The organism is Sphingobacterium sp. UBA7625 (assembly GCF_002484085.1).
In the GTDB taxonomy this organism is placed as follows: Bacteria; Bacteroidota; Bacteroidia; order Sphingobacteriales; family Sphingobacteriaceae; genus Sphingobacterium; species Sphingobacterium athyrii.
Genome location: NZ_DLJD01000065.1, coordinates 37,974 through 52,538 on the forward strand (window position 1 = coordinate 37,974; position 14,565 = coordinate 52,538).

At 40.4% G+C, this 14,565-nt stretch carries 13 protein-coding genes; 12 read left to right on the forward strand and 1 reads right to left on the reverse strand.

Annotated elements, in window-relative coordinates:
- Positions 1-7: 7 nt before the first annotated feature.
- Entirely contained in the window at positions 8-376 is a 369-nt protein-coding gene (locus tag B4G94_RS27615; protein ID WP_286863339.1) for a hypothetical protein, read from the reverse strand.
- 330 nt (positions 377-706) lie between these two features.
- On the opposite strand from B4G94_RS27615, the gene B4G94_RS27620 reads away from it, so the two are divergent.
- From B4G94_RS27620 to B4G94_RS27675, 12 genes are all read left to right on the forward strand, one after another.
- Positions 707-1,351 carry a tail fiber protein gene (locus B4G94_RS27620; protein ID WP_286863340.1) on the forward strand — a complete coding sequence of 215 codons (645 nt, stop codon included), beginning with the start codon at positions 707-709 and terminating at the stop codon, positions 1,349-1,351.
- A 99-nt stretch (positions 1,352-1,450) separates the two neighbouring features.
- Positions 1,451-2,119, forward strand: coding sequence for a hypothetical protein (locus tag B4G94_RS27625; RefSeq protein ID WP_286863341.1), 669 nt, complete (start codon positions 1,451-1,453; stop codon positions 2,117-2,119).
- Between the two features lies 1 nt (position 2,120).
- Entirely contained in the window at positions 2,121-2,882 is a 762-nt protein-coding gene (locus B4G94_RS27630) for a tail fiber protein (protein ID WP_286863342.1), read from the forward strand.
- An 82-nt stretch (positions 2,883-2,964) separates the two neighbouring features.
- Positions 2,965-3,906 (forward strand): hypothetical protein, encoded by a 942-nt coding sequence (locus tag B4G94_RS27635; RefSeq protein ID WP_286863343.1) that lies wholly within the window; start codon positions 2,965-2,967, stop codon positions 3,904-3,906.
- Positions 3,907-4,596: 690 nt separating this feature from the next.
- Complete coding sequence (locus B4G94_RS27640; protein WP_286863344.1) at positions 4,597-7,812, forward strand: hypothetical protein; 3,216 nt, start codon at positions 4,597-4,599, stop codon at positions 7,810-7,812.
- Positions 7,813-7,846: 34 nt separating this feature from the next.
- Complete coding sequence (locus tag B4G94_RS27645; RefSeq protein WP_286863345.1) at positions 7,847-11,368, forward strand: DUF6443 domain-containing protein; 3,522 nt, start codon at positions 7,847-7,849, stop codon at positions 11,366-11,368.
- A gap of 1 nt (position 11,369) precedes the next feature.
- On the forward strand, positions 11,370-11,777 hold the full coding sequence (locus tag B4G94_RS27650) for a hypothetical protein (RefSeq protein WP_286863346.1): 408 nt from the start codon (positions 11,370-11,372) through the stop codon (positions 11,775-11,777).
- A gap of 183 nt (positions 11,778-11,960) precedes the next feature.
- On the forward strand, positions 11,961-12,686 hold the full coding sequence (locus B4G94_RS27655; protein ID WP_376786627.1) for an RHS repeat protein: 726 nt from the start codon (positions 11,961-11,963) through the stop codon (positions 12,684-12,686).
- Positions 12,679-12,972 carry an immunity 53 family protein gene (locus B4G94_RS27660; RefSeq protein ID WP_286863347.1) on the forward strand — a complete coding sequence of 98 codons (294 nt, stop codon included), beginning with the start codon at positions 12,679-12,681 and terminating at the stop codon, positions 12,970-12,972. The genes B4G94_RS27655 and B4G94_RS27660 overlap by 8 nt, the downstream gene beginning before the upstream one ends.
- Before the next feature lie 113 nt (positions 12,973-13,085).
- Positions 13,086-13,373 (forward strand): hypothetical protein, encoded by a 288-nt coding sequence (locus tag B4G94_RS27665; protein WP_286863348.1) that lies wholly within the window; start codon positions 13,086-13,088, stop codon positions 13,371-13,373.
- 230 nt (positions 13,374-13,603) lie between these two features.
- Positions 13,604-14,044, forward strand: coding sequence for a hypothetical protein (locus tag B4G94_RS27670; protein ID WP_286863349.1), 441 nt, complete (start codon positions 13,604-13,606; stop codon positions 14,042-14,044).
- The gene (locus B4G94_RS27675; protein WP_286863350.1) at positions 14,019-14,528 is read left to right on the forward strand and encodes a hypothetical protein; all 510 of its coding nucleotides are present in this window, start codon (positions 14,019-14,021) and stop codon (positions 14,526-14,528) included. Before B4G94_RS27670 ends, B4G94_RS27675 begins: the two co-directional genes overlap by 26 nt.
- Positions 14,529-14,565 lie beyond the last annotated feature (37 nt).

Sequence of the window (14,565 nt, forward strand, 5' to 3'; positions counted from 1 at the left end):
TGCAGGTCTATTTAGCGCTTGGCAATATGGTTAATTGGCGCGAATTAAACAATCCCACACTGCCCGAATTCTCTGGTCTGACCCTCCAAGTATAATTGCCCGGTTTGACAGTAAGATTAAGGTGGTCCACCGTTGTGACAGTATCAATGACAATTTTTTGTATGGCCTCAAAATTAGGTGTTGCCACCTGAAGACGGTATTTGTCCGCATCCTCGTGTCTCTCCCAAAAAAAACTAACGACCTCGTCCTGTGTCGATAGACTATCCATCGGAGCAATGAGATTGACACTTTTCTTTTCCAGTGGATACTCAATAAATTCTGAACAAGCTACAAAACAGCCTGAAAATAAAAAAAATACGGCTAAAAATCTTTTCATATAACATTAATTAGCTATGTTTTGTAAATCTACATAAAAATCTACATAATATAAATTGACAATAGTGAAAATGTATTGATGGTAGTTTTTAGTGTTTTACTGTTCTTAATAAATGTTGGAAAATAAATTTCGTTACTAAATAAGCATATTATGAATTTTTACTAAATTAGCCAGGTCAATAGAAATGGATGACGATAGTTTATCTCGCCATATATTAAGCTGAAATATTAACCGAAAGATGTATTCATATTTATAAAAATAATTGAAAATTGATTTTCTTCGCCTTTGATCTGGCTTTGACGGTCTCGGTAATGACTTAATAAGCATAACTTGTGCAAAAAACCAGCAGCTCCTTTAAATATGGGCAGTGCTGCTAATAGCACGACGAGCACCATAAAAATAGGGACAGGACATGACCAAGGTAATATTTACGTGCCTTTGATGGGGGTATCTGGAGGTTATAACATTGATTTCGCTACATGGAGAGATGTTATACCTGACTATATAGGAGCACGCATTCGCGCTGAACGGATCAATACTTGGGGGCAGAATAATGCATTAGTTCAGGCAATGGATTTGGTCTTATCTACGGGAGAACCTGGCGATAATTTCCCGCTATCGGAGCGGTTGAGGATTCGCTATAATGGTAATATAGGAATAGGCACAGACAATCCACAACAGAAGCTTTCCGTAAAAGGGAAAATACAAGCTGAGGAAATCAAGGTAACAACCACTTCCAGCGATTGGCCCGATTATGTTTTTGAAGAAGATTATAAACTAAATAGTTTAAAGGATCTGGAGGCTTTCGTCAAAACCAACAAGCATCTGCCAGATATGCCAACGGCTAATGAAGTTGAACTAAACGGTATTCAATTGGGAGAAATGGTTAAAAAACTCCTCAAAAATAACGAAGAGTTGACTTTGCATGTTATATCGCTTCAGAAACAGATTGATGACTTGAAAAAAAGAAATTAAAGTTTCTGATAGATTATTAAACTTATCTATCGGAAGCTATAGAATTCAATGTGTCATATTATATTAACCGAGCGTAGCCGCTCATAACCATTTAAAAAGATGAAATTAAAGTTTATCGCATCACTCTTGGCTTTTGTGCCAACGTTTGTATGTGCGCAATCAGGCGATCCAAACATTGAACTCAGTTTAGATGCACCTGCTTATGGGGTCAACATACGGGCTAATTTTCCGGGAGGAAATGGAATATGGGCAAGAGGCTACCGTGTATCGAATCAAACAGGTGCAGAAAATTTTATACAATTTGGGTCATACGGCAATACAACCAACGGCGTGAGCAAAGCAGTTTATTCATTTATTGGCCGGGGATATGACCAAACGTTTATGGCCTTTTTACCAGAAGGGAATATTGGTATTGGAACAATTACTCCTAAAGAAAAACTGTCGGTGAATGGGAAAATTAGAGCGCATGAAGTGAAAGTCGAAACTTCCAACTGGCCTGATTATGTATTTGAAGAAGATTATAAATTGCCAAGTTTGACTGAATTGGAGACCTATCTCAAAGCAAATAAACATCTACCTGAAATTCCCACTGCCCAAGAAGTAGAATCCAAGGGTATACAGGTGGGGGATATGATCAATAAGTTGCTTAAGAAAAATGAAGAACTGACACTGCACGCTATCGAAAATGAGAAAAAGAGGCTTGCACTAGAAGATAAAGTTTCACAGCTGGAAAAGTTAATTCTAACCATTTCTGCTCAAAATAAATAATATGAGAATCAAAAATTTACTTTTAATACCCACTATTGCATTTTCTTGCGCAACACAAGCGCAAAATGTATTCCCGAATGGAGGAAATGTTGGGATTGGCATTTCCACTCCTGAGTCTCCTTTACATATTAAGACAAACGGTACAGCGGCATATCCAACCAAAGCCGCTAGGGGAAATGTCATGCAGCTTTTTCAGGCTGATAATAATGCTATGGAAATAGGTGTCGCAAATGGTACGAATACACGCAGAGCCTGGATTTTGGCTCGCCACCTAACTGTGCCTGAATATGGAGAGCACTACTCCTCGTTACATCTACAACCCAAAATTGATGTGATGGATTTCTACCGTGGTGTTGGCATCGGCTATCCCGCTAATGTCGATGTGCCATGGGGTGTAGGGTTAGCTGTTGAAGGAAATGTTGGAATAGGTACGTTAAATCCGCAGGACAAATTATCAGTCAAAGGAAAGATCCGCGCTGAAGAAATTAAAGTAACGACTTCAGCAGCAGACTGGCCTGATTATGTATTTGCACCCAATTATCAATTACCAAGACTCTCCGAAACAGAAAAGTTTATTCAGGCAAATGGTCATCTACCCGGAGTGCCTAAGGCTGCCGAGGCAGAAGCTGATGGTATACACTTGGGCGAAATGAATAAAATCCTTTTGAAGAAAATAGAAGAAATAACCTTACAGATGATTGAACTCAACAAACGGGTTCAGAAACAGGAAGAAATAATTAAATCCTTAAAACACGAATATTGAACCTAAAGAAAGTGCCTTTCCAGAAGATCCTTTCAGAATTTGGTTAAAAAATGGTTATATAAATATCTCTAATCAGATTATTATGAATCTAAAAAACTATTTTGTTTTGCTGTTTGTCATCAGTTTGAAATTACATGTTTTTGCGCAAACGGAAGCTATTGTCCCACCATCCAACCGGTCTTTTTCTTCATTGGAGAAAAATGCTCTTTTCTTTGCTGATACGCGCTATAAGGTGACGCAGTCTGGCAGTGCCAATTTGAATTTGCCTCCCTTATTTGATGGCCAGTTCTTTCCTAATTATACAAGTACCGGCATAGATCCACAAAATCCTTATGTAGTGCTTATCGAAGATCTACCACTATATCAAGCTCAGGAAGGTGCTTGGATCGGATTCACGACGCGTTACTATAAGCCAACAAAGTTCAAGATAGAAGTTTTTGATACTTTTGGTAGTTATAATCAATGGCGTACTATTGCTGATGTGAGCAATAATAGTGCTGGGCATTATATAGCTCGGATTTCTCCTGGATCCGTATCTCCATCAAAAATTCGTTTTACGTTTTATAATACCGATGACATCCAGAATCGGTTAGGTATTGCAGAGCTCTTCTATATTCAACCTGAAGCTACCAAAGCCTATGACGGACTTATGGTTCAATATAACAGAGATGGAAATGTTGGTATCGGAACCTGGAGTCCTATGGCAAAACTAGCAGTAGAAGGTAATATTCTAGCAAAAGAAATAAAAATAAAGACAGATATTAACGTGCCGGATTATGTTTTCGAACCAGAATATGAACTTAACAGTTTAGAGTACATTGCTAGTTATGTTAAAACTCACAAGCATCTTCCAGAAATTCCTTCTGCAAAAGAAATAAAAAAGGACGGCTTAGATGTGGCAGAAATGAATTTATTATTATTAAAAAAAGTGGAAGAATTAACCTTACATCTGATCGAAAATGAAAGGAAACGGAATGAGCTCGAGGAGAAAGTATCAAAATTGGAGAAGCTATTAACAAATTAGCAAGATATGCCAGCAGTTTCATTATTAAGCATCTTGCCGGAATTCTGAGCGCTAATCCTAACGATTGTTGTTCTAGAAGGCGATTATTAGCACAAGAATCAATTGATCTGGTCCTTATAAAGTACGAATTCATATACTGATAACGCAGGATAGCACAGGACAGTTACTGTATACTATTTTTCTAATTTAATACAGTTTTCATATCTTATAAATATGACCTGTTTTGATTAAGTAATTAGGCTTTGCCAGCTCTTAATTTTATCTTTCTGATAATTGAGACGTATTTTTTGCTATATTATCTAGTAATATTTAACCTTTTAAAAATGAAAATTAAATTCCTGTTTTTTATTTATTTGTTTGATTCAGTGAAAATTCCCGTGCAGAGTAGTTATGTGGCTGACATTCAAAAAAATGTTCCATTGGTTTTTAAAACTCGGAGGATTCATGCCTTATCCATTTTTGGGTAAGACTTTTGGTACACTTGATTGAAGAAAAAAACAATTGTAGAACTATTTTTAATGACCGAAATATGAAATTCAGAATTTTCCAGCTGATCTGCTGCTTGTATGTGCTCTGTGCCGGATTTGGAGTGCCCGTTAAGCATCCTGTTCATATAGCCCAAAAAACAGTTCGGGGCACGGGGCGGTAATAGACTATCCGCCGTTGTTGCCTTCATTACCTACCTACATAATGCCATCACCACAGGCCATGGCGATGGCCCGTTATGGTGACTACCCTGTTAATTACAATACAGGGATGGTGGATATGAATGTACCGATCTATGAGATCAAAACAAAGAAACTTAGCCTACCGGTCAGTATCAACTTTCATGCCTCAGGGAGGATGGCCGATGAGGTGAATGGTATGCTTGGGAGCCGCTGGCTGCTCAATTTTGGGATTGTAACAAGAACGATTCAAGGTAGGCCGGACGAATGGACTGTCATTAAGCCTTTTGCAATCACTCCTACCTTGCAGCCTACCTATGAGCAGCTGTATGCATCTAATGTTGAATCTTCTAAAAACTATCTACCTCTTGGACCATTAACCAAATACGATACCGAATATGATATCTTCCATTATTCGCTACCGAACGGAAAAAGCGGACAGTTTATTCTGAAAGATGAAAAGGGCGTAAAGAAACCGATGTTGATCCCCTATAGTGGGCTGAAGATCGAGCTGACCCGTGGCACGATCAGCGGTAGTCAGGATACATATGCTGAGGTCCGTATCACGGATACCGATGGGACGGTATATTACTATGGTGACATGTCCAGCAATAATTATCGGGAGTCTACAAACGGGATCAGTGTGAACAATGAAAATGTAGGCCTGATGAATTTGAGCTGGTACCTAAAAAAGATCGTTTCCGCTGATGGGACTGATGCAATTGATTTCAATTATACACCCTATGGCATACGCCGACCGGTGTATAATCACTATATCACAATTCCAGACCGCCTGCGAGACTATGATTTTGGTTCGACTAGCGGTTATAGACCTGACGATACGGATTTTTACGGACAATACCTAATGGACTATTTGAATCAAATACCCATTGATGATATGCATTTCGTGGATACAGAGTATATTAATGCTCCCTATATCACTTCAATCAGTTTTACCGGCGGTACGTTGAATTTTAACTACCGCTTAGCCCCCGAACGTAGTTATAATAACAAAATGCTGGAGTCGATCGAGCTGATGGGAACGCCCACTTATCGCAAGTTTCGTTTTGATACTCAATTGGAGGCTGGCGAGACCTATCTTTATTACCTGAAGAAGCTGGAATTTATCTCTAGGGAAAATAATGTAGAAAAAGTAGAGCAACAATACCGTTTCGATTATTATGCACCGCAATCATGGGAAAATCCCCATGTTGCCACAGAGGATGTTCAGTTTAAGGATGAATGGGGGTATTATAGTTCCCTTGCCGGTCGGCTAGGTGCCTTGATCCCTGCACAGACAATTGATATTGTACGTCCTACGACTTATGGTGATGAATTATTGAAACGGGTAATATCCCCAAACGGTATCGAACGACAAGCCGATCTGAACTCCCGGAAGATGGGCATGCTGAAATCGATCAACTATCCTACTGGTGGTACCACCACTTTTGACTATGAACTGAACAGATATCGGGGTGTGATTCACAATAACGGTCCGGGCTTGCGTATCAAGACGATTCGAAATACTGTAGAGAGCGGTCAGGCTGCCTACCGGAGGTTTGAATATGGTACAGCTGAGGACGGTTATGGTTATATCAATCAAGCGTACGAATTGCGGCCGTATGTTCCCGAAGAAACGTTCAGTATGTTCTTTTGGGAATTTTATAGCCCATATTATGATTCATATATTAAAGCACAGGCTGGCTACCGGGTACACAGGTATTCCTCGGAACACCAGATAAAATCTTCCGGCCTCGGGGAGACCGGACTCCTGTATGATGTTGTTACCGAGTACAGCGGCAGCGAGTCCAAGCCCGAGCGCAAAGATGTCTACTACTATGAAAGCAAAATCTATGATAAAAACGAGTTTATTATAAACGACTCTTATTATGTATCGATGAATTCGCCACTTCCCAAATACTATACAGATCCCTCTCATCTATGGGAGGGGGGAGAACTGGGGCGAAAAGAATCTTTCCGTTTAAACCAGACGACAAACAGCTATGAGTTGGCTACTGTAGAAAAATATAGCTATACCCCCGTGCTTAAAGACGAAACTTGGGACATGCCCACTTATCGGCACGTCAATCTTTCAGTCGACTATAGCATGTCATACCCAAACGACAAGAACCGCCAATGGTACCTCAAGGAAAAAGATTACCACGAGAATGTTTGCTCGGTTATCGGCTACGGCTTCCGCAAATACGTGTCTGGCGCTAATGTGCCCACAGGAGTTACCCGGGAGGTTTATGATAACGGTGGTGTCTTTTCTATCAAAGAGACTTCGATCCTAGAGGATAAATATTTGCAGGTCAAGAGAAAAGAGGTGGTGAGTAGCAATGGACTGAACGAGGTCTTTACTTATGAATATCCTTTCGACAACTCTGCTATTGCAGTGAATAGCAAAATGACGGCAATGAATATCGTCTCCATTCCGACCAAGACTGTCCGGACGGTAAACAATGTCCAGCAGGAGCAAAAGCGTACTGTTTTTAAAGAATGGTATACTAATATGATACAGCCCCAGTATGACTATTATACCAACAGGACAAACCCTGAGAAACTTTTGCTGCAGTTCAATCAGTATAGCGTGGCTGGCAATCCATTGGACCTGAGTTATCTAAGTGATCAGCGGTATGCCTATATCTGGGGCTACAATGGGCTTTACCCGATAGCCAAAGTTGAGAACGCTAGTTATCAGGACGTGTTGACGATCTTGGGGCAGACCACTCTAAACAACCTGAACTCGATGAGCGTTACGGACGCTTATATCCAGACCACGATGGCCGCGCTCCGCAATCATGCAGACATGAAGAAGGCCCGTGTGACCAGTTATACGTATAGGCCGTTTGTAGGGATGACTAGTATGACCGATCCGCGCGGACTCACCGAATATTACAACTATGATAGCTTTGACAGGCTGCAGTACATTTTGGATTTCGACAGGAATATTATCAGTGGCTATCAATACCATTATAAGTCAAACAATGCCTATGTTTTCAATCTGGCCTATACACCGGTATTGACTGCCGCCATTCCATTATGTGCCTCATTTGTCTCGAAATCTCCCTATTATCTGCTGAATGTAAATAATATTCCAAACCCGGTTATTGGAGTTGGGACAATCCTCTATTCGATGGACGGAGTCTATGCAAAGCAGGGTTATTATTCACTCGGTACGGGGATCTATTATATCAGTGGAAACGATGGCAAGGTAACCAGTATCGGCCCATGTAACTAACAGCGATATTTGATGAATTTTAAAAGTTAGAATCATGAAAAAACTATCATTCATTGTATTTTATACGATATTGGCCCAATTGGGACTATGTCAGTCGCCGGATTTGATACTCAATGTGTACAACAATGAGACGACGATCAAGGCCGCTAACAGCATTACACTCAAGAATGGTTTCTATATTCCTGCTGGCAAGAATGTGGTGCTCTTAATCGGTGGATTCCCAAATATAGTCAGCCAATTGTCGGCCGACAGGAATTATATATTGACAAAAACTTTTCGGAGTGCTGTTAAAGAAACACAACTTGCAAGTGTGCGGTCCATTGATTTGGAGAATCAGTCCATCCGATATTTTGATGGGCTGGGGCGTGTGGTTCAGACAATCCAGTTGATGGCAAGCCCTACTTATAAAGATATCGTACAACATGTGGCATACGATGGCCTAGGGCGTGAAACGGTGAAATATCTTCCCCATGTTGGACAACTCAACAATGATGGTAGCTTTAAGACCACAGCCAAGGCAGACCAACTGGCCTATTATGGAGCCAGTAATACTTGGGATCCTGCGGTCAGCAAGACGACTCAACCCTTTTCAGTAAGTGTTTTGGAGAATGGTCCGCTCAGCCGGGTCACTGAGCAGGGGGCCCCAGGGGTGATGTGGCAGCCGATTTCCAACCGTGGATCGGCCTCTACGACGGGGCGTACGGTGGCGATGGACTATGGAACCAATATTGCAGATGACGTCCGATTGTGGAAAGTGGCCGCGACTGGAGGGGCAAGCAGTACGGGCTATTATGCCGTGAACACGCTGTCTAAAACAGTGGTCAAGGATGAGAATTGGACCTCTGCACAGGGTAAGGAAGGGACGGTGGAAGAGTATATCGATATGGCTGGTAGGACTGTGCTGAAGCGAGTGTGGGAGACAACAGCCAAATCGCTGAACACGTATTACGTATACGACGATATGGGCGATCTGCGCTACGTTATCCCACCGATTGTGACTGCAACTACGTTTAGCGAGCTAGCCTCGGATACATATTTTGATAAATACATCTACGCCTATCATTACGACGGATTACGACGGTTGATCGAGAAAAAGATTCCCGGCAAGGGCTGGGAATATATGGCCTACAACGGCAACAATCAATTGGTATTGCAACAGGACGCACTACAACGGGCTACGGGCAGCTGGAGCTATACCAAATACGATGCTTTTGGCAATGTGGCCTATAGCGGCATTTATGTCAAAGCTGGCTTGGTTACCCAGGCAGCCGCCCAGCTTGCGGTGAATAGCCATCCACTGGTCAATGGCATCCGATACCAATCTGAGGAGCGGATTGGTACATTGGATTATACGGACCGGGCATTTCCGACGATCGGTACAACAATGCCCCATATCACCAATTACTATGATGATTATACCTTTAGGGATGCAAACCTATCGGCATTGCAAGCTATGAATATCACCAAGAGTAGCTACACAAAAACCTTACTTACAGGCACCCGGGTGACCACAACCGAAGGTACAGCACCGCTCTTGACTGTCAACTATTACGATAACCGGGCCCGTCTGATTCAGACGGCTTCCAATAACCATTTGGGAGGAACAGACTATGTGACCAATAGTTACCTATTTAGTGGCGAACTGAAGACCAGCTTGCGTGAGCACAGAGCTTCGGCAACGGTCGCCGCAGTCAAGATCCTGACGACCAATGAATATGACCATGTGGGCAGGTTGATTGAGACCAAGAAGAAAATGGGTGAACTGGCCGAGATATCCCAGAGCAAACTTTCGTACAATGAGATTGGCCAGCTCAAACAGAAGAACCTGCACAATACGGGGAGTACTGCGGCCCAGGAGATCGTATACGGCTACAACGAGCGGGGCTGGCTGAAGTCACTGAACAATCCTGCGGCTGTTAGTACAAAACGCGTATTTGGGATGGAACTGAGCTATGGAGATAAGGTCGATACCTACAATGGCAATATCGGTACGATGAAGTGGAACACACAGGTCAGCTCGGGTATGACGATGCAGCCTGTGCAGACCTACACGTATTACTATGACAAGCTGAATCGGTTGAAAAAAGGCGTGTATAACAACGTCGCCGCCAATAAAACTAGTTTTTACGACGAGGAACTAGCCTATGATGTAATGGGCAATATTGATACTTTGCGCAGGCGAAACGGCACGGGTACAGGCTGGTACAACCACTTTAAATACACCTATTCGGGCAATAAGCTGACCAAGGTTACCGACGCGGGTACTGCAGCCAGGACGAATAACTTTACCTACGATGTAAATGGTAACGGTATAAGCAATAGCCGGCTAGCTATTACCAAAATCGATTATAATTACTTAAATTTACCTGTAAAGCTGATCAAAGGCACTGAAAACCTATTGTACAGTTATGATGCAATGGGCAGGAAGCTGACGAAGACACTAGGCTCTGCGGTGACCCAGTACGTTGACGGTATCCAGTACGAGAATGGGGTGTTGAAGTTTATCCAGACGGAGGAGGGGAGGATCCTTCCAAATGGTAGTTCTTACATTTATGAATACTTTTTAAAGGATCACCTGGGTAATACACGTGCGGTGGTAGACCATAGTGGGGGGATCAAGCAGATCCAGGATTATTATCCATTTGGTATGGAGATGAACCAGGGCAATGCGTTGAACACGGCTTCGAATCTTTACAAGTACAATGGTAAGGAGAAACAGGTGGAGTTGGGACTGGATCAGCTGGATTACGGGGCAAGGTTCTATGACGCTGAAATTGGACGTTTCAACGTTATAGATAGGTTTGCCGAAAAGTATTCATCATTATCCCCATACCAATATGGCGCAAATGATCCTATTCTTAATATTGACGTTAAAGGTGACAGTATCTGGACTTCTCATAGATCAGAAGTTAGAAATGGAGTAACTTACAATTATTATACTACTCACATTTCTGGCAAAGTTTTGAATCAAGCGAATGCCTATGGTATTTCGGACTTTGTCTCTGGACTTAACGCGAAATTAAATTCTCAGAAATCTAGTAAGACATTTAGTGATGGCTCTGTAAATGTTTATAATATTCAAGCTAACTTTACTGTAGCTAAGTCGATAGAGGATGTAAAGGAAGGAGACCATCTTGTAACCCTAGTAAATAAAGTTTTAGGTAAGGCTGATCCAGCTCTCGGAGGCGGGCCAGCTGGTGGGATAGCCAGTAAAAGTGGAAAGAATTCTGTAGTCCAATATGGTCAAAGTGCACAATTGGCTTTTCATGAAGTGGGGCATAACTTTGGCTTCGGACATCCAGATGATGATGAACCCGACTATAACACTAATCCCATGGGATACGCGCCAGGAAACTTAAACTTTTCAAGAGATCAATTGATGAAGATATATGATAGAGCACGAAAACCAGGGTTGTTAAATCAGGGCGTTAATAAGCAGTATATTATTAATAAAGTGCCAGGATATAACGATAGATCTACAAATGAGCGACCATATAAAGGTCAGCGTACATTTAAAATGATGATTCCAAAAATAATTATAAATCCAAATAAATAAGATGAAATACGTATTATTATTTTTATTGACTGCCATCGTCTCCTGTTCAGATAGACAAAAGATGAAGTTAGATATATATTTTAATTCAGCATCATTAATAACTAAAGATTTTAATATAAAAATTGAAACAAATAAAGAGGTGGTATTCGATACAACTCTATACCGGACAGAGGTCGCTACCTACAGAAAGATAGGTAATATTGAGATAAAAAATAAAGAAAACTGCAGGGTCATTGTAAATGGGCTGGATAGTATAATAAATATTGATAACAAATATCATAAACTGTTTATAGGTTATAAAGAAGAATTCTTTTTCCGAGAGAGAACAGACAGACCACCTACCTCAGATGAGGAAAAACTAACATATGATAAAAAATATCATAAACTTGTTTTAAAGTTGAAAAAATAATTCTTTTTTAGCATGACGGTAGGGTGAACTTAAACGATGTCGTATCTTTGATTAGAATATACATTTGAGACAGTATTTATTGAATCAAATTATCAGACTAACCGATAGGGTAAAGTTCTTTGAGAAAACGGGTCTGCAGCTGCCACAGGATCTGGAAAGCTACGAAAAAGTAGTGGTAGTCAGGTGGATTACGGAGCGAGATTCTACGATGCGGAAATAGGGAGGTGGAATGTGGTGGATCCGCTGGCGGAGGAAATGTGGAGACATAGTCCGTATAATTATGCCTTTAATAATCCGATTAGGTTTATAGACCCGGATGGAAGAGGCCCCCGTCCAGTTTATATAGTTCCTATTATTAGAGGTATTGCGCTGTTGACCGAATTTTTAGCGACTCGGGAAGGCGCCGCTTTAGTGGCTACTGTATTTGTTGCCAGCCATGTTGCGATGAATGCAGACAAGTATCCACAGATAAACTTTGCAGTAAGGAGAGATGGTACGAGTAATAATATACCTCTTGACCCCAATAGGATTAATACTACTAATAGGAGTGATAAGGATTTGGGGACGACAATACAGAGAAATCCTTCGGCCAAAATAAAGAAACCTACTACCGTTAATGCCGGACGAGGAGATAATCATTTGAAACCGGATAGTGAGGCTGGAGGGGATCATTCTTCATTTAGAAGAGATCCAAATACAGGTGATATTACTAATTCCACAACCTATGAAAAAAATCAAAAAAATCCAAGTGGTTTTCAAGAGACTAAAAGGGTCGATGTAGTTGGAGAACCTCATTATGATAAAGAAGCCCGTGAGCATATTCCGACTCCCCATGTGAGAGAAGGGAAAAGGACAAGACCGGCTCGGGAAGATGAATTACCTAAACGTAGAAATACAAGTAATGAATGATTTAAAAGGATTAATGGATTGGTACCAATCAAATTGTGACGGTGATTGGGAACATATATATGGAATTAAGATTACCACATTAGATAATCCAGGCTGGAGTTTTTGTGCTAATATTCTAGAGACTAAATTGGAGGGTAGGTCTTTCTTTGAGGAATCAATTGAGAACGACGACGATTGGTATAGTTTAAATTGTGATGGAGAAATATTTAAAGGGTATTGTAGTCCAAATAAATTAGATTTTGTTATTGATAAATTTGTGAAATTTGCCCAATCGAAAATTACTTAAATATAGATCCTTTATGAAAAGAGTACTACTTCGGAGGAGTATCGTATAAAGGGAAAAGTCATAGTTTATTTAGTTTCGGTGGGTATTATACCTCCACTACAACAGGATCTCTAATGGAATTAATTAACTATTTTTCTGATCCCAACGAGGCAGTTTTGACAACATCATTTGTCTTGAATAAGACGGATCAAATAACTAGAGTGTATCATCATCAAGAGGATGTAATGTGGGAATTTATTAGTGAAAGAGCGGTTGAAGAATCGGACTATAAAGTTATTTCTATGGAAGAGATATTGAACATAGATGAGGGGCTGTTGTCTCTTTCTGATATGGAGCCTGGCTTTTTTGCTTACAGAAAAGTACCGAATGGTACTTTTGAGATAAAAATAATAGAGGAGTAAATCTGTTTTTTTGTTTCAGCGCCCAATCTTTCTCGGATTGGGCGTTGTTGTATTATTTGAGTATCTCCTTCATCTTGCTCTTGGCGAGGAAGGCATCGAGCAGGGCGAATAAGTGATCCTTTTCACTTTGGCTAAGCTTTTCGATATCCTGAAATCTTTCCACAGTCCTACGGTCAAAGGCCATGTCGCTGGTCTCCCCGGAGAGATAGTCCAGGGTGACACTAAAGGCCTTGGCAATCTTCTTTGCTGCTATCAAAGATCCTGAGGGAACTTTTAAAGGAAATGATAAGGAAGCCTATCGAGTTGATAATTTGGCTTTTGAGCCAAAAAATAGTGTCGGAGAATATCAAGGAGTAATGAGGACAGACGGGAAAGCTGGAGGACGTCTTGAATTAAGGGATCTAAACAACAAAAATAATGATAAGGTGGATGGTAGGCGTAATATCCAGATTCATGTCGGAGGGAGATATACAAATTCAGAAGGGCGCCGTGGAGTTGTAGGATCTCTTGGATGTTGCACCTTATCTGGTCCCGATAAAGGAAATAAAGGAAGGGATCGATTTGTTTCCGATGTCACTGAGAGGGTAAAAAGTAATTCTGAAGCAAATAAGAGTAACATTATACTCATAAAATATATTAAAAGAGATGAAAAGCCTGATTTTAATAAGTAGTTTTTTGATTCTGCTATGGCAAATTCAAAAAAAAGAGGTGTATGTCCTAAAAGATGCAGAAGGCAATGTCGGTATAGAGTATAATAAAATTGATAAGGATGTTAATATAGTGATAAGCGATAGATTAATAAAAAATAATTCAGATAAGAAAGCTATAAAAATGTATTTAGCATCCTTTTTTATTATAGATAATGGTGATGTTGAACAGGACTTTAGGAGACTATTTAAAATATCAATGTCTGAATTTGCTAAAAATCATCAACAGGATATTTGCAAGGTAATTTATTATTTAGAACATATTGATCATGGTAATTTACCAGAAATATATGGTTTGGAAGCTTATAAGTTATTTGATATTTCGGATTTGAAACCAGAAATATCTAAAATAGAGCGATGCCTAAATAAAGGGAAAATTCTTAAAATCATATACGAGAGTGAAGAAGATTCTTTACCATTTAAAACTCCGGAAAGAATAAAGAAATAATTTCGGACCAACGTAAATTATGGTAACCAGTACAATT

Coding starts and splice junctions, on each gene's coding strand:
- B4G94_RS27675 (WP_286863350.1), top strand. CDS start 14,019: ATGAAAAGCCTGATTTTAATAAGTAGTTTTTTGATTCTGCTATGGCAA.
- B4G94_RS27635 (WP_286863343.1), top strand. CDS start 2,965: ATGAATCTAAAAAACTATTTTGTTTTGCTGTTTGTCATCAGTTTGAAA.
- B4G94_RS27645 (WP_286863345.1), top strand. CDS start 7,847: ATGAAAAAACTATCATTCATTGTATTTTATACGATATTGGCCCAATTG.
- B4G94_RS27630 (WP_286863342.1), top strand. CDS start 2,121: ATGAGAATCAAAAATTTACTTTTAATACCCACTATTGCATTTTCTTGC.
- B4G94_RS27625 (WP_286863341.1), top strand. CDS start 1,451: ATGAAATTAAAGTTTATCGCATCACTCTTGGCTTTTGTGCCAACGTTT.
- B4G94_RS27660 (WP_286863347.1), top strand. CDS start 12,679: ATGAATGATTTAAAAGGATTAATGGATTGGTACCAATCAAATTGTGAC.
- B4G94_RS27640 (WP_286863344.1), top strand. CDS start 4,597: ATGCCATCACCACAGGCCATGGCGATGGCCCGTTATGGTGACTACCCT.
- B4G94_RS27665 (WP_286863348.1), top strand. CDS start 13,086: ATGGAATTAATTAACTATTTTTCTGATCCCAACGAGGCAGTTTTGACA.
- B4G94_RS27650 (WP_286863346.1), top strand. CDS start 11,370: ATGAAATACGTATTATTATTTTTATTGACTGCCATCGTCTCCTGTTCA.
- B4G94_RS27615 (WP_286863339.1), bottom strand. CDS start 376: ATGAAAAGATTTTTAGCCGTATTTTTTTTATTTTCAGGCTGTTTTGTA.